Below are 19,366 nucleotides of genomic sequence, written 5' to 3' on the forward strand. Positions count from 1 at the left end.
AGGAGATCAGATGAAGGTGCTATGGCTCTTCGCGCATCCCGAACACCGCTCATTGAACGGCGCGCTTCGCGACGTCGGGCTTCGCAGTCTGAAGGCCCACGGGCACCAGTATCGCGAGTCCGACCTGTATGCGATGGGATGGAATCCGGTGGTCACCGGAGCCGACTTCGGGCATGACGGCGTTGATCGACTTAGGGTAGCCGCGGCATCCAAAGGAGCGTATCTTGACCAGACGCTGAGTGATGAGGTGTTGGTTGAGCAGGAAAAGCTGGCGTGGGCCGACACGGTGGTCTTGCAGTTTCCGCTGTGGTGGTACGGGATGCCGGCCATACTCAAAGGCTGGTTCGATCGAGTATTCGTCAAGGGCTTCGGATATGGAGTCATTGATCGGCGGACCGGCCGCACGCTTCGTTACGGCGAGGGCAAGCTCGCCGGTCGGCGCGCAATGATCATCGTTACTGCCGGTGCGCCTGAGGCAACGATCGGACCGCGAGGCGTCAATGGCGATATCGATCAGTTGCTGTTCCCGCTGACCCACGGCACGCTCTGGTACAGCGGCATCACGGTGTTGCCGCCACTCGTCGTTTCCGGGGCGGACCGGCTCCCTGATCTGGAGTTCACCAGGGTGTCCCAGGAACTGGAGCGGCGGCTGCTCTCCGTGCCGACGGCGGAGCCGGTTCCGTTCCGCTATCAGAATTGCGGCGACTACGACGAAGACCTCGTGTTGCGCCCGGATGTGGCGCGATGTGAAACGGGTCTGGCGGCGCACATCGCGGGAAACTAAGATCCGGCGCGGTCGATTGTCCGGCCGAGGATACGTGCTCCCTCTGGATATGCACCCGGATTCGGCCCCGAGTAGTTGAGCCGGATGAATGGGCCTGCTGGTTCGGCTGGGAACCACTCGGTGCCGGCGGCGATGATGACGCCGGCCCTCTCGCAGCCGCGGGTCAGCTGTTCGAGGTCGGTGCCATCGGGCAGACGTGCCCAGAGGTTCAGCCCTCCCTTCGGAACGTGCTCGATGTGGGCCTGCGGTGCATGCTCGCGCATGCTGCTGACGAGGAGGTCGCGCCGCGATTGGAGCTGGTGCCGGAGGCTTCGTCGATGGGTCGTCCAGGCGGGCTGTGTGACGACATCGAGGGAGGCCGCCTGGAGGAGGCCGCTGACATACATCGACTCCGCGCCACGGTCTGCAAGGATGCGTTCCCGTGCCGGTCCTCTAGCGATGACGGCGGCAATGCGGATTGCTGGGGAGACGCTCTTCGTCAAAGATCGAAGGTAGACGACGTGGCCGGAATCGTCGCGGGTGGCGACGGGTACGGGATTGCTGGTGATGCCGAAGTCGTGTGCCCAGTCGTCCTCGATGAGGAACGCGCTGTTCGCGCGCACCACATCCAGGATCTGTTCACTCCGCCCGGTTGCCCATTGCGCTCCGGTGGGGTTCGCGTAGTTGGGTTGCGCGTAGAACAGCCGTGCGCCAGTTTTCTCGAATGCCCGGTCCAGCTGTTCCGGGTCGGGGCCGTCTGGTCCGCTGGGTATCGGGATGACGCGGGCGTCGGCTTGGGCGGCGGCCAGGATCGCGCCCCAGTAGGTCGGAGACTCCATCAGTAGCGGTTGCCCGCTGCCGGCCAGTGCGCTGAAGATGGAGCTGAGTCCGCTCTGGCTTCCGGGCAGCACGATGACGTCGCTCGGCGTCGGCGGGCTAATACCCGCCGGGGTGGAGCCGCCGAGTTCGTGCGCGAACCAGGATTGCAGCTCCGGGAGTCCGGCAACGGGTGGGCGGGAAAGGGCTGCGTCGCCCCGGGCCGCCCGGGCCAGTGCCGCCCTGACCAGACGCTCCGGCAGAAGTTCCCGATCCGGATAGCCCGAGTGGAAGGCAATGGCATCATTCGGTGCGCTACGCAGCGCGGCGGAGGTCGTTGGAAGTTGCGTCTGCCGGGAACCGAGGGCCGCGCTCTGCCAGCCGTAATCAGATGGGCGGGCGGCCCGAGCTGCCCGGACGAAGGTCCCCACGCCAGGGCGGCTCTCGATCAGGCCCTGCGCTGTGAGCATCTGCAATGCCTTCTGCACTGTCACCGGACTGGCTTGATACTCGGCAACCAGGCGCCGTGTGGATGGGAGTCGGGATCCCGGTGCGGCGCCGCCGAGCCATTCCCTTAGCCCCGCGGCAATTCGAGAACTGCTATCGTTGGTCATGAGAAGCAATAGTAGCGCTACTACGATTTTTCGGCCGCCGATACTCTCTAATCAGCGTGTGGGGCTGTGGTGGGGCCTTCTCGGAGTAGCGGCTTTCTCCTTTACCGTTCCCTTCACCCGAGTCGCCGTCGCTGGGCTGTCGCCGCTGTTCATCGGGTCCGCGCGCGCAGTCGTGGCCGCTATTCTGGCCGTGCTGGCGCTTGCGCTGACCCGGCAGCGGTTCCCTCGTGGCATGCAGTGGGCGCGGCTCACGGTAGTCGCTGGCGGGATAGTCGTGGGATTCCCGCTGCTCACATCGTTTGCGCTCACAACCGTGCCGGCCGGCCATGGCGCCGTCGTTATTGCGCTGCTTCCCGCTGCGACTGCGACGGCCGCGGTTATTCGGGGCCGGGAACGTCCACCGGTAGCGTTCTGGGCCGTTACGGCCGCGGGATCAATCGCGGCGATAGTTTTCGCCTTCGCGCAGCCCGGCGGTTTCGGGCAATTGCACTGGGCGGACCTGCTGCTCTTCTGCGCCGTGCTGGCCGCCGCCATCGGATACGCCGAAGGCGGATTGCTCGCCCGAGAGATCGGCGCGTGGCAGACAGTATCCTGGGCACTTGTCCTCGCATCGCCGCTGATGGTGTTCCTGACCGGGGTTTCAGTCGCCCAGCAGCTGCCCACGGGGACCTCGCTGCAGTGGGCGGCTTTTGGCTATCTCGGCGTGGTCAGCATGTTCCTTGGCTTTTTCGCCTGGTACCGCGGCCTTGCCATCGGGCCGATCGCTCAAGTGGGTCAGATCCAGCTCGTGCAGCCGGTACTGAGCATTTGCTGGGCAGCGCTCCTGCTGGGCGAGGCGCTGAGCTGGCAAACCATTGTCGGCGGAGTCGCCGTCATCCTCTGTGCAGGTATCGCCGTCCGTGTCCGGCTCAGGCCGCAGCTCCAGCCGCGGCTCCAGACCGAAATCGCGGCTCCAGCCGCAGCCACAGCTCCAGACCGAAATCGTTGACGTCCCGCGGACCAGTCGCAATCATCCAGGGTGACCGCCTGTGCCTCGCCCTCGTGGTTAGCGAGATTAGCCGCGCGGGGCCCCATCGCGGGCGCGCAGGGCATTTGTGCCGCTGGTCATTGCGCGGTATGACTCGGTGATGATGGCTTCGAGTAGGCCGAGATCGATAGTTTGCAGGTCTTTGATGTAGACGCAGCCAACGCCGGTCGTATGGGGACCGAGTTGCTGCAGCTGGCTGCTGTACGGACCGACGCCATCCGGTAGGTAGATCGTTGTTGCTGCCTTACGGGGCGAGAATCCGGCGGCGGGCGCATCGCCCTCTCGCCCGCTCTTGTACTTGTAGTGGTACTGCCCGAAGCCGATCACAGTTCCCCATAGCTGCGGTGCCTCGCCGGTCACCGTGGACATCAGCGCGATCAGCTGTTCGGCGTCTGTCTGACGCTTCTTTGGCGTTACGCCAGCCAGGAAGACTGGAACGTCCCCAGGGGTCCTGTCCATCGGATTCTCCTCATTCCGCTGGGCCTTATGTTGCTGGACCGGCAAGTTCATGAAGCGGTCCGCTCGTTGTACTCGGCGAACCGGGTGCAACGGGCAAAGCTGAGGGCCGTGGCGATCGTTCGCCACGGCCCTCAATTCTACCGCTGACGCGGCATGCAGAGCTTAGATCTCGCCCGCATCGGTCGAGCTCTTCGTGCTGCGACGGCGAGTCAACAGGACGCTGGCTGCACCAACTGCGAGCAGCACGACTCCTGCGCCGAGGCCGCCGAGTTCGGCACCCGTGCGTGGCAGCTGGTCGTCGTTGTCGTCGGCGTTGTTATCGCCGTCGCCACCGCCGTTGCCCTCGTCATCGCCATTGTCATCGGCCACAACTTCGAAGCCGGTCGACAGTGATCCGTCGGTCTCGTCGCCATTGAGTTCAACGGTGTAATTTCCGAGAACTGCATCACCGATGGCGTAGAGCTTGAAGGACACATTGCCCTCTTCGTCCGCCGTGGCGTTGAGGGTGAATTCCTCGGTCTTGCCGTCTTCGTGGTTGACGGTCGCCTTGACGGTTTCGCCTTCCTGGTACCCGGTGGCCTCGATCGTGACGCCCTTGTCTTCGTTCTCGAAGTCAGAGGCGGAGATCTTTTCCGGTGTCGCGGTGATCGACGGTTCGACCTTCTTCTCGACGACGGTCAGCTCTACTGACTCCGCGTAGACGCCATTGGCACCCGCAACGAGGGACATGCGCTCGTCGTCCTCAAGCAGCCGTGGTGCCTCTTCCGGCGTGAAGTTCTTCAGGGTGAAGTTACCGTTTTCGTCGGTCTTCACATTTGCGCTGGCGATGCTGCTGCCCGACTGCCCGTTGCCGATTCCGATTTGGACGGTGACCTCGGTGTTAGGCTCCCAGCCTTCGCCGGTGACGTCGATGCCGCCACCCCAGGTCTTGTCGCCCGCGGTGAACTCGGTCCTGTTGGTCTTGATGCTGCCGGCCTCGACAGCTTCGGTGATCTCGTAGCTGGTGGTGGCTGTCTTGCCGCTGGTTGCACCGGTGACCACGACCTCGTGCGTGCCGACGCTCGTCGGAGCGCCGTCTTCGGCCGTGACGTAAATTACGCCTTCGCCGTTCTCGAACGACTTATCGAAGCTGAGCTTCTTGCCGTCGATCGTGACGGTCACTTCTTCGTCAGCATCGAAGCCGCTGACATCGACATTGAACGTGTTGCCATCTTCGAAGGCGTTCTGCGGCAGTGACTTAGGGTCTACCGATGCCTTGGGGGCGGCCGGAGCGTCCTCGACGACCGTGAGGCCGATGGTGCCCGCTGCGCCTTCCTGGCCTTCGATGAAGAGTTCGATCGTTGCGGCACCAGGCGCAAGCTTGCCGTTAGCCTTGATTGTTCCCGAGTACTTGCCTTCGGAGTCCAAGGTGAAGGAAGTACCTTCGAACTGACCTTCCTTGCTGTCAACGAACTTCGTCGTGACCTTTTTGCCGGCCGGGTCGCCCGTGGTCGGCTTGATCGAAACGGGGAGGCCCTTTTCCTGCAGGTCCGTCTGCGAGATGGACTTCTCATCCGCGACAGGGGCGAGTGCTGCAGGAGCAGGTGCTGTCGGAGCGGCCTCCTGCGACTTTGTCTTTGGTGCGGACTTCTCAGTCGATGGGCTGGCCGGCGCCGGGTCTGCTGCCTTGTCGGTAGCGAATGCTGGGGATGCGACAAGGCCGGACAGCGCCAGCGCTGTTACGGCCGGGGCAAGCATTAGCTTGCGCTGGGTTTTGCTGAGCGTCATGGGGACGTAGTACCTTTCGGTGCTCGAGGTAAAAACCGCGTAACGGGTAAGTCACAACCTGATCAGTATTATCCCCAGCGGTAGACAAGCGCTAATGAAAAGTCGATTTGTCCATATTGTTCACGGTAATTCAATATTCAACTATGTGAGCTGTTGCACAAATTATTGCCGTTATGGCTGTTTTGGTGCAAAAATGCACTCTATGGCACCTAGTGCAAAAATTCTGGACGAAACGTTAGGTCTCCGCGAGCGGAAGAAGCTCGCTACCACTCGCTCACTGACGTCTACGGCCCGACGGCTGGCGGCGGAGCGCGGGATAGATCGCTTCACCATCGAAGACCTTGCCGACGAGGCAGGTATCTCCCGACGCACCTTCTTCAACTACTTCTCCTCGAAGGAAGAAGCATTGCTGGGAGTGCATCACAAGAGCAAAGTCACCGCCGCCGCGCAGGAGGTGTTTCTGACTGACGGGCCCACCGGGCATTTACTGCAGGATCTGTTGACTGTCGTTGCGGCGGGATTCGATGATCCGCAGCCAGATCCTAAAGAGCTGAGAAACCTCAAGGCGGCGCTGCAGCAGTCGCCGCGGCTCTTGGAGCTGCACCTGCGAAAGCACATCGAGCGCAGTAGCGAAATCAAGGCTCTTATCGCTCAACGTGAAGGCCTCGCGCCGGACCATCCGAGCTGCATCCTGGCAGCGAACCTGCTGAGCGCCATTCTGCAGTCCAGCTCCGAGATCTTCCTGGCCGAGGGCAATACCAGCCCGTTCGACGAGATTGTCTCTGCGCGCCTGAAGGATGCGCCGAGACTCTTTGCGAAGTGAGCCTTGACGAGAAATCCTCAGTGCTCGACGAGGATCCCATCTTCGTCGCTGTAAAGCTTGGCGCCGGGACGGAATGCGACGCCGCCGAACTCCAGTACGACGTCGGACTCGCCATCGCCGGTCTTGGTGCTCTTACGGGGATTCGTTCCAAGAGCTTTTACGCCGATCTGGATTTCGGAGATCGCGACACGATCGCGAATCGCACCGTTGATGACGACGCCCGCCCAGCCGTTGTCAGCAGCGATCTGCGCGATCATGTCACCCATTAGCGCTCGCTCGACAGACCCGGCGCCATCGATGACGAGCACAGCGCCGTTACCGGGCGTGGAAACGACAGACTTGAGCAACGCGTTGTCCTCAAAGCACTTGACTGTTCGGATTGAACCCTCGAACTTGGACACGCCGCCGAACAGCTGCAGTTGCAGTGACAGGGACTGAATCTTCTCACCGAGTTCGTCGTAGAGATCCGCGGTGTTAGTAGCCATTGTCGTCCTCTCGTTCCGCCCGAGCATAGCGCGGTGGCCAGGGCGCCCGCTTGGCGCGGGTGACGAGAAGCCCTACCTCGCTGGCGCTCGGGGACCCTGTTTTCATCAGAGCGGGTGACGAGAATCGAACTCGCGCTATCAGCTTGGGAAGCTGAAGTTCTGCCACTGAACTACACCCGCGGACGCCGTCTGAGGCGCTCGACGCCAGTCTAACCGACGCTACCGGATGGCGGGACGACGGCTAGGTCGGTGACGCGCCGAAAAGTTCGCTACGGTGAACTCGTGACTTTGCTTTCAGATCGCGACATCCGCGCCGAAATCCAGAACGGACGCGTCAAGCTCGAACCCTTTGACGCCAGTCTTGTCCAGCCGTCGAGCGTTGACGTTTGCCTCGATCGGTTCTTCCGGCTATTCGACAACCACAAGTATCCGGTGATCGATCCCGCTCGGGAACAGCCAGACCTCACCCGGCTGGTGGAGGCGAAGCCGGGAGAGCCGTTCGTGCTGCACCCGGGCGAGTTCGTGCTCGGGTCAACCGTTGAAACTGTGTCGCTGCCCGACGACATCGCGGCGCGCCTCGAAGGAAAGTCGAGCCTCGGCCGGCTCGGGCTGCTTACGCACTCCACCGCGGGATTCATCGACCCGGGATTCTCCGGGCACGTCACGCTTGAGCTATCGAACGTCGCAACCCTGCCGATCACGCTGTGGCCGGGGATGAAAATCGGGCAACTGTGCTTCTTCCGACTGTCGTCCGCGGCAGAGCACCCCTACGGTTCAAGCGAATACGGTTCCCGCTACCAGGGGCAGCGCGGGCCGACGGCCTCTCGCTCGCACCAGAACTTCTACCGGGCCGCCACCTAGATGCAGCTGGATCAGATGCAGCTTCAATCGACCCACCTGCTTCTCCTCGATGGCGAGGTTGAACCAAGTGACGTCGTCATCCTGCTGCAGACCCGGCTTCCAACGCTCACCAGGATTGACGGCGAACACTGGCGGCTCAGTCGACATGGCAGCGTGGTCGGCCCGGTTGAGCTGACCGCCGCGGATCGCGTCGCGCTTGGGATCGACGAAACCATCGAGGCAGTCTTCGGCCTCGAGATTCCCCGGGAACGCGAGGCCAGTCCGCCACCTAGCTGGCTTGCCGATCGTGAGGGCTTGCACCTTGCCTTCCCTGAGGGCCTGCCCACCCGCGGCGAAGGCCGTGCGCTTGAGCTGCTTATCGACGTCGCACGACGCCTGCATTTGTCGATCCGGCTGGCTGACGAGCCCTCCACCGGAGCGCGGCCGGATGAGCCCTCCACCGGCGCGCGGCCGGATGAGCACTCGGGGTCCGGAGCGCCGGCGCCGCGAATCATCACTCCGGACCCCGGTGACGCCGTCGACCTGTGCGTGTTCTCCGCCTACTGGCTATCGCCTGAGACGCTCGAGCCGTTAGCCCGGCGGGTTGCGCCGACCGCAGAGTTGGCCATTGCCACCCAGGAATGGCATGGACCACCGCCCGGTCTGGTGAACGAGCCCGGTGACGGTGCCGATGCGGATTTGACGGAGGAGCAGCGGGTCGCGCTGCATGCCCGGTCCGATCAGTTTGACGCCGAGGCCCTGGCCGGTGAAGAGGTGCTGGACGGTTATGCCATCGTCTGCCCGTTGCCCGGCGGGGCGATCGAGTTACGTGTTCACGTTGCCGAAGAGCTGCCAGCCGCGCTCGGTGGCATCGACTGGGGCGATATCGACGTAACTGAATACGAGGTCCGCTGGACCGATGCCGGCGAGGAACGCTACACGGCCGACCCGTCGGAGGAGTTCATCGAGGCCCGCGAATCCGCGCGGCCGATTGTCGAGCGCCTTTCCCGCGCGCTTGCCGAAGCCGTGAACGGCGAAATCGTCGATGAGTTCGGCTTCCTGGTCAACCGCCACCAGCTGTAGAGCATTTTTGGTGTGGCGACCCTAACCGATAGGCTGGGAGCCAAAGCCAACCGCCCGGAATAGGGTAGACCCGCGAGGAGGGCATGTGCTCGTAGTGCTCTCGGTTTTCGGGGTGGCCTCGCTCGTAGCGCCGGTCCTGTTCCGGAAATTGGGACGACGGGCATTCCTGATCGTTCCGATCGTTCCGGCCGTCGCGTTCCTGCACACCCTGGGCTACTACAAACAGGTCCAGGGCGACGGCGACGTCACAGAAACCTACGACTGGATACCCGGGCTCTCGCTGCAGCTCACATTCCGGATGGACATGCTCGCGTGGGTGCTTGCCCTGCTCGTGACGGGAGTGGGCGCCCTCGTCCTGTTGTACTGCTCGCGATACTTCCGCCCGAACGATGGCGGCCTGAGCCAATTCGGTGCCGTCCTCCTGGCATTCGCCGGCGTGATGTACGGCCTGGTAATCGCCGACGACCTGATTGTGCTTTTCATTTTCTGGGAAGCGACCACGATCTTCTCCTACCTGCTGATCGGGTACAACACGGCCCGGAAGCAGGCCAGAAGGGCCGCCCTGCAGGCGCTGATCGTCACGACTGCGGGTGGTCTCGCGATGCTTGTCGGCCTGGTGATGCTTGGTCGCGCTGCCGGAACCCAGCTGCTGTCCGAGATCCTTGCCGCCCCGCCGTCGGGCCCCGTGGTGACTTGCGCGATAACGCTGATCCTGGTCGGTGCTGTCTCGAAGTCGGCACTGGTTCCGTTCCACTTCTGGCTCCCCGCGGCGATGGCGGCGCCGACGCCGGTCAGCGCCTACCTGCACGCTGCCGCGATGGTCAAGGCAGGTATCTATCTGATCGCCCGGTTAGCGCCTGGGTTTTCCGATACACCAGGCTGGCAACCGCTGCTGATCAGCCTGGGCGTGATCACAATGCTGGTCGGCGGCTGGCGCGCCCTGCGGCAGACCGACCTTAAGCTCCTGCTTGCCTACGGCACCGTGAGCCAGCTCGGCTTCCTGACCGTGATGGTGGGTTTCGGAACCCGAAACGCCGCACTCGCCGGACTGGCGCTGCTGCTGGCGCACGGCTTGTTCAAGGCAGCCCTTTTCCTTGTGGTCGGCATAATCGACCACCGCGCCGGCACCCGCGACCTGCGGAAACTATGTGGCCTCGGCAGGAAGGCGCCCCTGCTCGCGACGATCGGCGTAATTGCCGCCGCTTCGATGGCGGGCATCCCACCGCTCGCCGGATTTGTCGCCAAGGAGGCGGTGTATTCGGCACTGCTGGAAGCGCACTCGCCCTGGGGCTGGATCGCATTCGGTGGTGTCTTCCTCGGTTCGACCCTGACCGTGGCCTACAGTGCGCGCTTCGTCTGGGGCGCTTTCGGCAGGAAGCCCGGGGTCAGGGAAGCCCGATACGTCCAGGAGCACGTCGACTTCCTGGCCGCGCCGGCGATTTTGGCCGCGCTCACCATTGCCGGCGGCTTCGTTGCCGCGCTCGCCGATCCGGTACTCGCCGGATACGCCGACACGTTTCCGGCAGACGCCGGCTCGGCTCCGTATCACCTTGCGCTGTGGCACGGACTGGAGCCCGCCCTCGGCGTCAGCGCGCTGAACATTGCTCTCGGCCTGTTGATGTTTTACCGTCGCGCCGCCGTCGCCAGGCTTCAGCAGTCCGTCTATCCGCTGGTGGACGCCAACAAGGCTTACCGCCGGGTGATGACTGGCATCGACCACTTCGCTGTCGTCCTGACCTCGAAGACCCAGCGCGGTTCCTTGCCGATCTACCTGGGCGTCATTCTTGTCGTGCTCGTGGCCGCCTTGACTGCTGGCCTGGTCGCCAACCGCACCTGGCCGGACGACATCAGGCTGTGGGACTATCCCGCGCAGCTGCCGATCGCCGTAATCATGGGCGGCGCCGCCCTGGTCGCAACCCGCGCGAATAAGCGATTCATGGCGGTCGTCGTGGTCGGCGTGACCGGTTACGGCATGGCCGTGCTCTTCGCGATGCAGGGTGCGCCTGACCTGGCGCTGACCCAGGTGCTGGTGGAGACCATTACGCTGGTCGCCTTCGTTCTCGTGCTTCGGCGATTGCCGATTCGGATCGGCCAGGCGCACGGGTCGGTGCATCGGAAGTTGCGGGCCGTGATCGCCGTCGTCGTCGGAACACTGATGGCGGTCGTGGCAGTCGTCACCCTGGGCGCCCGCACCGATACCCCGATCAGCGTCAGCTTCCCGCAGCTCGCCTACGAGGTCGGCCACGGCAAGAACACTGTCAACGTGACCCTTGTCGACATCAGGGCCTGGGACACTCTTGGCGAGATTTCGGTTCTGGTGATTGCCGCGACGGGTGTGGCCAGCCTGATCTTCATTCGTCAGCGTGAAGTCAGGCTTCAGCGCCTTGGCGAGGGTGTCCCGCGTAAGTCCTTCCTCGATCGGCACAAGCCGATCACCGATACCTACGATTCGCACCACATCGACGAACATCCGTCGATCGGCGATGCCGAGGCTGAAGGTGACGCCAGGAACGCCTGGCTGCTCGCCGGACGCAGCCTCGCGCCGGAGAACCGCTCGATCATGCTCGAGGTGGTGGTGCGGCTGCTGTTCCACTCGGTGATCGTGCTGTCGCTCTTCTTCCTCTTCTCCGGCCATAATCTGCCCGGCGGTGGATTCGCCGGTGGCCTGGTGGCGGGGCTGGCGCTGGTGGCGCGCTACCTGGCCGGCGGACGCTTCGAGCTTGCCGAAGCTGCCCCCATCGATGCCGGCAAGCTGCTCGGTGCGGGACTGTTCATCGCGGGCGGCACGGGCGCCGTCGGCCTGCTGGTCGGCGCGAACGTGCTCGAATCGACCTGGTGGGAGTGGGAACTTCCGCTCTTCGGCCCGATGGAATTCGTCTCGACGACCTTTTTCGACATCGGCGTGTACCTCGTCGTGATCGGACTCATGCTGGACGTGCTCCGCAGCCTCGGCGCGGAGGTTGACCGCCAGGAAGAAGAGGACAAGGAAGCGGGCGAGGCCGAGCACCGGGACAGCGAGCACCTCGTGGCGGAACGCGTCGGGGCGACAGATGCCGATGCGACATCCGTCGACGGCCCGATGGGAGGACACACGCTATGACCGTTCCCCTTATCCTCGTGGTCCTGATCGCCGTGATGTACTCCTGTGGGATCTTCCTGCTGCTGGAGCGTTCGCTGACCCGGGTACTGCTTGGCTTCCTGCTGCTCGGGAATGCCACCAACATCCTGCTGCTGATGGCCGGGGGTCCCTCGGGACGGGCGCCGGTGACCGACGGGAAGAACTTCAGCACCGAGGGGATGAATGACCCGCTGCCGCAGGCACTGATCCTGACCGCGATCGTGATCACTTTCGGCATCAGCGCATTCCTGCTCGCGATGATCTATCGCTCCTGGCGGCTGGCCCGGGCCGACGAGATCCAGGACGACACCGACGACGTCCTGCTTGCCGAGAGCGCCGCGTCTGAGGCGGAACTGGATGTCGAGTTCGGCGAGGCTGCGGGCGACGACGACACCGAGTTCGGCGACGAGGCCGAGGACGCCGTCGAGGGCGCTCCCGATATCGACGACGACGGCACTCCCGCCCAGCGGGCAAGAAACGCCCGGAAGAAAGAGACGGGTGCCAGGTGACCTTCCTGATCCCACTGCCCGTTCTGCTGCCGTTGCTCGGCGCCGCGGTGACCCTGATGCTGTCGAGGCATCCGCGAGTGCAGGCTGCGGTGAGTATTTCGACCCTTGCGATCGTGCTGGCCGTGTCGCTGACAATGTTGTTCATCGTGGACATCGTCGGTCCCCAAGTCATGCATGTGGGTGGCTGGCAGGCTCCGATTGGAATCGTCCTGGTCCAGGACCGGCTGGCCGCGCTGATGCTGGTCATCTCGGCCATCGTCACGCTCAGCGTTCTGATCTACTCGGTGGGCCAGGGCATGGCCGACGGCGACGAGGAAACGCCCGTTTCGATCTTTCACCCTACCTACCTCATCCTCGCCGCCGGAGTGGCGAACGCTTTTGTGTCCGGTGACTTGTTCAATCTCTACGTGGGGTTCGAAATCCTGTTGGCGGCGAGCTACGTTCTGCTGACGCTCGGCGGCACGGCATCGCGGGTGCGCGCGGGTATGACCTATGTCGTTGTCAGCCTGCTTTCGTCGCTGATCTTCCTCGCCGCCATCGGGATGATCTACGGTGCTACCGGAACCGTCAATCTGGCGCAGCTGTCGATGCGGATCGCCGAACTTCCGCTGGACACCCAGCACCTGCTGCACATCATGTTGCTGCTGGCATTCGGCATCAAGGCGGCCATCTTCCCGCTGTCGTTCTGGCTGCCCGATTCGTATCCGACCGCTCCCGCGCCGGTCACCGCGGTGTTTGCCGGCCTGCTCACCAAGGTGGGCATCTACGCCATCATCCGCACCGAGACGGTGCTGTTCCCGGACAGCGACTTCGGTATGCCGCTGATGATTCTCTCGCTGCTGACGATGCTGGTCGGAATTCTCGGTGCGATAGCGCAGTTCGACCTGAAGCGCCTGCTTTCGTTCACCCTGGTGTCGCACATCGGGTACATGTTGTTCGGCATCGCGCTGGGCACGCAGATCGGCCTGAACGCAGCGATCTACTACGTCATCCACCACATCACCGTGCAGACCACGCTGTTCCTGGGCACCGGCCTCGTGGAGCGACTTGGCGGATCGGCATCGCTACGCAGACTGGGCGGCTTGGCGAAATTCTCACCGGTGCTCGCCATCCTGTTCTTCATCCCGGCAATGAACCTGGCCGGAATTCCGCCATTCTCAGGATTCCTCGGCAAGCTCGGCCTGTTCCAGGCGGGCGTGGACGTGGGGACGCCGCTCGCGTACCTGCTGGTTGCCGGCGGCGCATTGACGTCCCTGCTGACGCTCTACGCTATCGGCAGGGTGTGGAACTTCGCGTTCTGGCGATCGCCAGCGGATGCAGAAGAGCCGGAAGACGGCCTGGTAGAGCTGATGAAGGAACACGAGGCGGCGAAGCGGCCGGACGGCGCCAAACCCTCATCCCGTACCGAGGTGGTTGCTTCAGAAGCCGGCGTGGGCGTTGAAGCCGTGAAGCGGTTCCGCGCTGCCGAAGCGGCGGAGAATATTCCGTCGTCGCTCGCGGTAGCCGAAGGGGTTGGATCAGACTCGCCGGTCAGCAATCCCGACACGATAGGGCAGCGGTTGCCGAAGACCATGGTCGGCAGCACGGCCGCGATGGTTGTGGTGAGCATTCTGCTGACCGTGTTCGCCGGGCCGCTCTACGGCGTCAGTGAGCGCGCCGCTGCCGGGCTGGATGGAGCGGCCGCATATGTGGAAGCCGTATTCGGAGGGCCGACATGATGAGCCCGGGGGCCACGCGCGTAAAGATCCGGCGCTCACTGCTTAAGCAGCTTCCGTTGCTGGTGTGGCTCGTCTTCCTGTGGGTGATGCTCTGGGATCACTTTTCGCTACTGAGCGTGACCACCGGCATCATCGTTGCCGTGTTGGTGACCCGGGTGCTTTACTTGCCTCCGGTTGAGCTTTCGGGGCGCTTCAATCTCTATTGGTTCCTGGTTTTCGCCGGCCACTTCATCGTGGACGTCTGCCGGGCGTCGGTGCAGGTGGCCGCGCAGGCCTTCGATCCGCGCCGGCTGCCGGTGAACTCGGTGATTGCCGCCTCCCTGCACACGAACTCCGACTTTCTGATGACTCTCGTCTCGCAGGCAGTTTCTCTGGTGCCAGGCAGCCTGGTCGTGGAAGTCGATCGCGGGAACTCGGTGCTGTACCTGCACGTGCTCGGCGCGTCATCAGACTATGACGTGGAAAAATTCCGCCGAAACGTGCTGACCACCGAAGAGCGCCTGGTCCGGGCCCTCGGCACCCGGGACGACATCTGGCGGGTCAACCAGTTTCGCACCGCCACCGGGCGCAAGCCGATGGGCATGAGCAGAGCGCAGCTGACCTACGAGAAGGAACGGGGGTTGTCCTGATGTTTCTGACCGTCGCGATGTACACGGTCGGCATCTGCGTTGCCGCCACGGCGGCGATGGCGGTAATCCGGATTGTCCGGGGGCCGTCGATCCTTGACCGGATGATTGCCTCCGATGTGCTGCTGGCGACCATCATCTGCGGACTTGCCGCGGACATGATCCACCGCGAGCACACATATAACGTCCCGGTCATCCTGGTGCTCGCGATAATGGGCATGGTCGGCTCGATCAGCGTTGCCCGATACGTGTCGAAGCAGGACCCGCAATGAGCCTGGATGTGATTCGGGAAGCCGTGATCGGAACCCTGCTCATCGCGGGCGGCATCCTGTCGGTTTCGGCCGGAGTTGGATTGCTGCGGTTCCGCGAGGTGCTCTCCCGGATGCATTCCGCGACCAAGCCCCAGGTGCTCGGGCTGATCTGCATCCTGACCGCGATGGCAGTCAAGTTCCCGAACTGGGGCACAATTACATCGGTCATGCTGGTGGCGCTGTTCCAGATGATGACCGCGCCGGTGTCGGCCCATATGGTCGGGCGTGCTGCCTACCGTACGAAACACATGCGGGGTGACCTGCTGTACACAGACCAGTTGAAGCGGATGATCGACCAGGCTGAACGCAAGAAAGAAGCTGAACGGGAAAAGGAACGTGCACGAGCGGCGGAGGAGAACGGTGCAGATTAAGCGACCGGTGGCGTACCAGGCGGCCAAGCCGAAGGTTCTGGTGGCCGATGATGAGCCGGAGGTTCTGGCCGCCGTCGTGCCGTTTCTGCGGCGCAGTGGTTTCGACGTGATACCTGCGGCCGATGGATCCCTTGCGCTTGATGAGATTGCCCGGCACAAACCGGACGTGTGCGTTCTCGACGTGCTGATGCCGGGCGCCGACGGCCGTGAGGTGCTTCGTCGGCTCCGCCAGGATGAAAACTGGGTGCCGGTACTGCTGCTCACCCAGGTCGGCGAGGCTGTCGAGCGTGCGATGGCGTTGGAAGAAGGCGCCGACGACTACTTGAACAAGCCCTTCGATCCGCACGAATTGGTCGCCCGGATCCGCGCCGTGCTGCGCCGGGTGAAGAATGACGGCCCACCGATCGCGAATGCGCCGGAGTTGGTGTCGAACGGCGGGCTCAAGGTAGACAGGGTCGGACGTCGCGCCTGGCTGGGCCACAAGGAACTGGTGATAACGCCGAAGGGTTTCACCCTGCTCGAGTACCTGATGGTGCACCAGGACGAGTTGATCGAACGATCCCGGTTGCTTGAGGTTCTTTGGGGATTTGACGATGCGGTCGGCACCCGCGCGGTAGACAGCCGGGTCGCCGAATTGCGCCGGGTTCTTGGCGAGGACGCCGGCGATCCGCAGTGGATTTCGACCGTCCAGGGCCGCGGCTACCGGTTCGTCGGCGACGTGCGCGCTGCGGGAAGCCGCTAGAGGTGACGAACACCGTCATCGTCGTCCGGATCGAGGTGTGGCTCTTCGTCATCCTCGCCCTCGTCGTGCTGCTCGCAGCGGCCGCTCTGGTGTGGTGGTTGATCCGGCGCGGACGGAACCAGGCGCAGAAGGCTGCCATCCAGGCCGCCGCTGCCGAGCAGCATGAAGCCACCGTCAGGCGTAACCGGATGCTGATCAGGCTTGACCACGAGCTGAAGAATCCGCTGACGGTACTCAGGACCTCGGCGGTGACGCTGCGCGACATGCTGGCGGACGGTTCGGCGACAGCGGAAGATCTGGACATGTCCCTGACGGCGATCAGCTCGTCATCGAACCGGGTGGCGCGGTTGCTGGCTGACCTACGCAAGCTTGCGGACGTCGAGACCCGGCAGATCGACTACCTCCGGGTGGATATGGCCACGCTGGTCGAACAGGCAGTCGAGGATGCGCGGACAGCACCGGGAGCGGAAGGCCGCAGGCTGGTTGCCTCGGTTGCAAGGGCACCGTGGAAGCTGCCGGACGTGATCGGCGAGGAAGACCTCATTCTGAGCGCGATCCTCAACCTGATCGGCAACGCGCTGAAGTACTCGTCCGCTGACGATGTGGTGGAGATCCGCGCCAGCGAGCAGGTCGTCGACGACGTTCGCTGGGTGGTCATCGAGGTCGCCGACACCGGGATGGGGATTCCGGCCGGCGAGCAGATGGCCGTGTGGGAGGAACTGGCTCGGGGTCAAAGTGTGCGGGCCGTACCAGGGTCAGGCATGGGCCTTGCGCTGGTCCGCTCGATCGTGCTGCGTCACGGCGGCAAGGTCGAACTGCGAAGCCAGCAGGGTGACGGGACCGCGGTTCGGATGCTGTTGCCAGCGCTGATCGAAGCCGAGGCGCAGCCCGGTGCCGGCCCGACCTACCCGAATTCAGCTGGAGCGGCGCGCTCCCGCTGAGTTTGGCGCTCGCGGCGGGGCGAAAGGCACCGCGCCATCGAACGTTCGGCCCGGGCGGCACACGCGGCCTTCGCAGACTTGTACTAGTTCACCTTGGTGGTCTTCGTCTCGTCCAAGGTGGCGCGTCGCTCAGTAGTCGGGGAGCGTGCCGTGGCTGTTGTTGTATACCTTGCCTTTCTTCGGGTGAGTGAACTTCAGACCCGCCCATGTGTCGTCGATCCGGAGACAGGTGCTCTCGACGAGCCCATGGTTGTAGCCGATCTCGATCACTATGGGCAGGGAGAGGTCGGAGCCTAGCTTCCTGCTCTTGGGCCACGACAGCCACAACATGCCCGACGGTTTCAGATAAAGCTTGAGCAGTGGGAAGGTTTGGTTCATCTCGGCTCGGGTCATGCTGAACAGGTGGATGTAGTCGAAGTCGCCGACGAGGTTTTCGCTGATTTCCAGCTCCGGTAGCTCGATGGCATCCAAGGCCAGTGCGGGGGCGTTGACGAAAAAGGTGCGTACCCCTTCCTTGACGCCCATCTTCTGCGCTACAGACCGTGTCACGGCAGCTCCTCAGTCCGCATCGACGGGCCGTCGTGCGTCGCGATGGCTCGAAGAACGTCCAGGTAGTGCGGGTTGTGCATAATGCCGAGGATGTTATCGAAGGGGTCAATGACCGCGGCGGTGACGAAGCCTTCTCCCCGATCGGTGGGCGGCTGGTACTCGGTTGCGCCCATCGCCAGTAGCTTCTCGTAGGTGCCGGTGAGGTCGTCCACGTGCCAGTACGCCACCGCGCCGCCCTGCGTGGCTCCGACGCCGGATGGAGCGTAGCTGCTGTCGATGATGCCGAGCTCATGCTGGTAGTCGCCGATGCGGAACTCTATGTAGGCGGCCGGCGCGGGAGCCGGTGGCCGGATGAAGTACGGTTCGATACCCAGCAGCCGGGTGTACCAGTCCTTCGCTGCTTCCACGTCGGCGGCCCAGAAACTGATCGTAGTAAGCCCTCGCAGGAGTGGTGCCTCGCTCATTTTCGCATTCCTTCGTCTCGTTGTGTGATCTGTGATGGCTACGCTAGGAGGTGTTGTGGAATGTGTGGTTCCTAAATGAAAGAAGCGGGTCTCGGCAATGTTGGAAACCTCGGTACGGCTTTTGCGGCTTCTCTCGCTGATGCAGTCTGGCCGCCAATGGTCCGGTGAGGAGCTCGCCCGCCGACTGGATGTGACCACTCGGACCGTGCGAAACGACATCGAGCGGCTACGCATCCTGGGCTACGAAGTACACGCCACCACCGGGACGACCGGCGGGTACCGCCTCGCCGCCGGATCCGCGCTCCCGCCGCTGCTGCTCGATGACGATGAAGCCGTCGCTGTCGCGGTCGGGCTTCGCGCCGCGGCCGCCGGCACGATCACCGGAATCGAGGAGACCTCGCTGCGAGCGTTGGCAAAGCTGGAACAAACGTTGCCCTCACGGTTGCGTCACCGCATCGACGCCCTGCGCACGGCGACGCTGTCTGCTCCGCGGCGCGGCCCCACCGTCAGCGCCGACACGCTTACTGCGATCGCAACGACTATCAAGCGTCAGGAACGACTCAGATTCGATTATGTCGGACACAATGGCCAGGCCACCGTCCGCGACGTCGAGCCGCACCGGCTCGTCTTCACCGGCCACCGCTGGTACTTGGTGGCCTGGGACACTCAACGCGCGGATTGGCGAACCTTCCGGGCCGACCGGATCAGCCCCCGTGTTCCTACCGGTCCGCGTTTCGCTCCACGCCCACCCCCTGATCCGGACGTCGCCACCCACACCGTTCGGGGAATCAGTTCACAGGCCTGGCCTTATCCGGCCCGGATACGGTTGCACGCGCCCGCCACCGTCATCGCCGAGCTGATATCTCCTGCTGGTGGCGTGCTGACCGCGCTTGATGAGACCACGTGCCTGCTGGAAACCGGCGGCAACTCGCTGCTCGACCTCGCCGGCTATCTCGCCAGCCTTGACACGGCGTTCGACGTCCTCGACCCGCCGGAACTGCGTGACCTGCTGAGCCGCTTGGCCAAACGCTACGCCGCCGCAACCATTGCCGACGACTACGACGTGAATGGTTCCGACCAGGCCAAGGATCCGCGCAGCCAACAGTGATCTCCACCGCTGACTTCAGGGTGGCGTGTCGTTCGTCGAGCCACAAGAGGAAGGCGATATTCCTTTGTCGCTGCTTCTGCTAAAGGTTGCCTCGTCGAGCGGGGCCTCTCCGAGCGCGATCGAGCGCAATAGGTCAGCGTGTGGGCCGCGGTACAGCCACTTGATGGTCTGCGCACGGCGCGGCTTGGCGAGCAGGTAGGAACGCAGTGCTTCCATCGGCTCGGAGAGTATT

At 63.7% G+C, this 19,366-nt stretch carries 20 protein-coding genes and 1 tRNA gene; 14 read left to right on the forward strand and 7 right to left on the reverse strand.

The window, feature by feature from the left end:
- Positions 1-10 precede the first annotated feature (10 nt).
- The gene (locus tag LWF01_RS18165) at positions 11-784 is read left to right on the forward strand and encodes an NAD(P)H-dependent oxidoreductase (protein ID WP_349638780.1); all 774 of its coding nucleotides are present in this window, start codon (positions 11-13) and stop codon (positions 782-784) included.
- Here the strand turns inward: LWF01_RS18165 and LWF01_RS18170 are convergent.
- Positions 781-2,193: an aminotransferase-like domain-containing protein gene (locus LWF01_RS18170; RefSeq protein ID WP_349638781.1), complete on the reverse strand. Its 1,413-nt coding sequence runs from the start codon at positions 2,191-2,193 to the stop codon at positions 781-783. The two genes, LWF01_RS18165 and LWF01_RS18170, sit on opposite strands and share 4 nt — an antisense overlap.
- Between LWF01_RS18170 and LWF01_RS18175 the strand changes: the two genes are divergently transcribed.
- Positions 2,192-3,181: a DMT family transporter gene (locus LWF01_RS18175; protein WP_349638782.1), complete on the forward strand. Its 990-nt coding sequence runs from the start codon at positions 2,192-2,194 to the stop codon at positions 3,179-3,181. The genes LWF01_RS18170 and LWF01_RS18175 overlap by 2 nt on opposite strands.
- 66 nt (positions 3,182-3,247) lie before the next feature.
- Here LWF01_RS18175 and LWF01_RS18180 read toward each other — a convergent pair whose 3' ends face one another.
- Together LWF01_RS18180 and LWF01_RS18185 are read right to left on the reverse strand one after the other, a co-directional pair.
- Positions 3,248-3,679: a DUF1801 domain-containing protein gene (locus tag LWF01_RS18180; protein WP_349638783.1), complete on the reverse strand. Its 432-nt coding sequence runs from the start codon at positions 3,677-3,679 to the stop codon at positions 3,248-3,250.
- Between the two features lie 162 nt (positions 3,680-3,841).
- A complete protein-coding gene (locus tag LWF01_RS18185; protein ID WP_349638784.1) occupies positions 3,842-5,446 on the reverse strand; it encodes a hypothetical protein in 1,605 nt (534 codons plus the stop codon).
- A gap of 202 nt (positions 5,447-5,648) precedes the next feature.
- Between LWF01_RS18185 and LWF01_RS18190 the strand changes: the two genes are divergently transcribed.
- On the forward strand, positions 5,649-6,269 hold the full coding sequence (locus LWF01_RS18190) for a TetR/AcrR family transcriptional regulator (RefSeq protein WP_349638785.1): 621 nt from the start codon (positions 5,649-5,651) through the stop codon (positions 6,267-6,269).
- Positions 6,270-6,286: 17 nt separating this feature from the next.
- Here LWF01_RS18190 and rraA read toward each other — a convergent pair whose 3' ends face one another.
- Both rraA and LWF01_RS18200 read right to left on the reverse strand, forming a co-directional pair.
- Positions 6,287-6,754 carry a ribonuclease E activity regulator RraA gene (gene rraA / locus LWF01_RS18195; RefSeq protein WP_349638786.1) on the reverse strand — a complete coding sequence of 156 codons (468 nt, stop codon included), beginning with the start codon at positions 6,752-6,754 and terminating at the stop codon, positions 6,287-6,289.
- 109 nt (positions 6,755-6,863) lie between these two features.
- Positions 6,864-6,934 (reverse strand) — tRNA-Gly (locus tag LWF01_RS18200).
- A 102-nt stretch (positions 6,935-7,036) separates the two neighbouring features.
- On the opposite strand from LWF01_RS18200, the gene dcd reads away from it, so the two are divergent.
- From dcd to LWF01_RS18250, 10 genes are all read left to right on the forward strand, one after another.
- On the forward strand, positions 7,037-7,615 hold the full coding sequence (dcd, locus tag LWF01_RS18205) for a dCTP deaminase (RefSeq protein WP_349638787.1): 579 nt from the start codon (positions 7,037-7,039) through the stop codon (positions 7,613-7,615).
- A gap of 15 nt (positions 7,616-7,630) precedes the next feature.
- Positions 7,631-8,677, forward strand: a complete 1,047-nt coding sequence (locus tag LWF01_RS18210; protein ID WP_349638788.1) for a hypothetical protein — start codon at positions 7,631-7,633, stop codon at positions 8,675-8,677.
- Between the two features lie 85 nt (positions 8,678-8,762).
- Entirely contained in the window at positions 8,763-11,777 is a 3,015-nt protein-coding gene (locus LWF01_RS18215) for a Na+/H+ antiporter subunit A (RefSeq protein WP_349638789.1), read from the forward strand.
- Positions 11,774-12,304 carry a Na(+)/H(+) antiporter subunit C gene (locus tag LWF01_RS18220; RefSeq protein WP_349638790.1) on the forward strand — a complete coding sequence of 177 codons (531 nt, stop codon included), beginning with the start codon at positions 11,774-11,776 and terminating at the stop codon, positions 12,302-12,304. Before LWF01_RS18215 ends, LWF01_RS18220 begins: the two co-directional genes overlap by 4 nt.
- 56 nt (positions 12,305-12,360) lie before the next feature.
- The gene (locus tag LWF01_RS18225) at positions 12,361-14,022 is read left to right on the forward strand and encodes a Na+/H+ antiporter subunit D (protein ID WP_349640956.1); all 1,662 of its coding nucleotides are present in this window, start codon (positions 12,361-12,363) and stop codon (positions 14,020-14,022) included.
- Positions 14,019-14,651, forward strand: a complete 633-nt coding sequence (locus LWF01_RS18230; protein ID WP_349638791.1) for a Na+/H+ antiporter subunit E — start codon at positions 14,019-14,021, stop codon at positions 14,649-14,651. The genes LWF01_RS18225 and LWF01_RS18230 overlap by 4 nt, the downstream gene beginning before the upstream one ends.
- The gene (locus LWF01_RS18235; RefSeq protein WP_349638792.1) at positions 14,651-14,920 is read left to right on the forward strand and encodes an MrpF/PhaF family protein; all 270 of its coding nucleotides are present in this window, start codon (positions 14,651-14,653) and stop codon (positions 14,918-14,920) included. Before LWF01_RS18230 ends, LWF01_RS18235 begins: the two co-directional genes overlap by 1 nt.
- On the forward strand, positions 14,917-15,330 hold the full coding sequence (gene mnhG / locus LWF01_RS18240; protein WP_349638793.1) for a monovalent cation/H(+) antiporter subunit G: 414 nt from the start codon (positions 14,917-14,919) through the stop codon (positions 15,328-15,330). The genes LWF01_RS18235 and mnhG overlap by 4 nt, the downstream gene beginning before the upstream one ends.
- Entirely contained in the window at positions 15,320-16,072 is a 753-nt protein-coding gene (locus LWF01_RS18245; protein ID WP_349638794.1) for a response regulator transcription factor, read from the forward strand. Before mnhG ends, LWF01_RS18245 begins: the two co-directional genes overlap by 11 nt.
- Positions 16,073-16,074: 2 nt before the next feature.
- Entirely contained in the window at positions 16,075-17,013 is a 939-nt protein-coding gene (locus LWF01_RS18250; protein ID WP_349638795.1) for a sensor histidine kinase, read from the forward strand.
- Positions 17,014-17,142: 129 nt separating this feature from the next.
- Here the strand turns inward: LWF01_RS18250 and LWF01_RS18255 are convergent, their stop codons facing one another.
- Together LWF01_RS18255 and LWF01_RS18260 are read right to left on the reverse strand one after the other, a co-directional pair.
- On the reverse strand, positions 17,143-17,562 hold the full coding sequence (locus tag LWF01_RS18255; protein ID WP_349638796.1) for a hypothetical protein: 420 nt from the start codon (positions 17,560-17,562) through the stop codon (positions 17,143-17,145).
- Positions 17,559-18,026, reverse strand: coding sequence for a VOC family protein (locus tag LWF01_RS18260; RefSeq protein WP_349638797.1), 468 nt, complete (start codon positions 18,024-18,026; stop codon positions 17,559-17,561). Before LWF01_RS18260 ends, LWF01_RS18255 begins: the two co-directional genes overlap by 4 nt.
- Before the next feature lie 97 nt (positions 18,027-18,123).
- On the opposite strand from LWF01_RS18260, the gene LWF01_RS18265 reads away from it, so the two are divergent.
- The gene (locus LWF01_RS18265) at positions 18,124-19,134 is read left to right on the forward strand and encodes a helix-turn-helix transcriptional regulator (protein WP_349638798.1); all 1,011 of its coding nucleotides are present in this window, start codon (positions 18,124-18,126) and stop codon (positions 19,132-19,134) included.
- Positions 19,135-19,366 lie beyond the last annotated feature (232 nt).

This window comes from Saxibacter everestensis, from assembly GCF_025787225.1.
Lineage (GTDB): Bacteria > Actinomycetota > Actinomycetes > Actinomycetales > Brevibacteriaceae > Saxibacter > Saxibacter everestensis.

Bases quoted from the DNA above. Each gene is read 5' to 3' on its own strand.
- LWF01_RS18165 (WP_349638780.1), top strand. From the start codon at position 11: ATGAAGGTGCTATGGCTCTTCGCGCATCCCGAACACCGCTCATTGAAC.
- LWF01_RS18175 (WP_349638782.1), top strand. From the start codon at position 2,192: ATGAGAAGCAATAGTAGCGCTACTACGATTTTTCGGCCGCCGATACTC.
- LWF01_RS18170 (WP_349638781.1), bottom strand. From the start codon at position 2,193: ATGACCAACGATAGCAGTTCTCGAATTGCCGCGGGGCTAAGGGAATGG.
- LWF01_RS18180 (WP_349638783.1), bottom strand. From the start codon at position 3,679: ATGGACAGGACCCCTGGGGACGTTCCAGTCTTCCTGGCTGGCGTAACG.
- LWF01_RS18185 (WP_349638784.1), bottom strand. From the start codon at position 5,446: ATGACGCTCAGCAAAACCCAGCGCAAGCTAATGCTTGCCCCGGCCGTA.
- LWF01_RS18190 (WP_349638785.1), top strand. From the start codon at position 5,649: ATGGCACCTAGTGCAAAAATTCTGGACGAAACGTTAGGTCTCCGCGAG.
- rraA (WP_349638786.1), bottom strand. From the start codon at position 6,754: ATGGCTACTAACACCGCGGATCTCTACGACGAACTCGGTGAGAAGATT.
- LWF01_RS18210 (WP_349638788.1), top strand. From the start codon at position 7,631: ATGCAGCTTCAATCGACCCACCTGCTTCTCCTCGATGGCGAGGTTGAA.
- LWF01_RS18220 (WP_349638790.1), top strand. From the start codon at position 11,774: ATGACCGTTCCCCTTATCCTCGTGGTCCTGATCGCCGTGATGTACTCC.
- LWF01_RS18225 (WP_349640956.1), top strand. From the start codon at position 12,361: ATGCTGTCGAGGCATCCGCGAGTGCAGGCTGCGGTGAGTATTTCGACC.
- LWF01_RS18230 (WP_349638791.1), top strand. From the start codon at position 14,019: ATGATGAGCCCGGGGGCCACGCGCGTAAAGATCCGGCGCTCACTGCTT.
- LWF01_RS18235 (WP_349638792.1), top strand. From the start codon at position 14,651: ATGTTTCTGACCGTCGCGATGTACACGGTCGGCATCTGCGTTGCCGCC.
- mnhG (WP_349638793.1), top strand. From the start codon at position 14,917: ATGAGCCTGGATGTGATTCGGGAAGCCGTGATCGGAACCCTGCTCATC.
- LWF01_RS18260 (WP_349638797.1), bottom strand. From the start codon at position 18,026: ATGAGCGAGGCACCACTCCTGCGAGGGCTTACTACGATCAGTTTCTGG.
- LWF01_RS18265 (WP_349638798.1), top strand. From the start codon at position 18,124: ATGTTGGAAACCTCGGTACGGCTTTTGCGGCTTCTCTCGCTGATGCAG.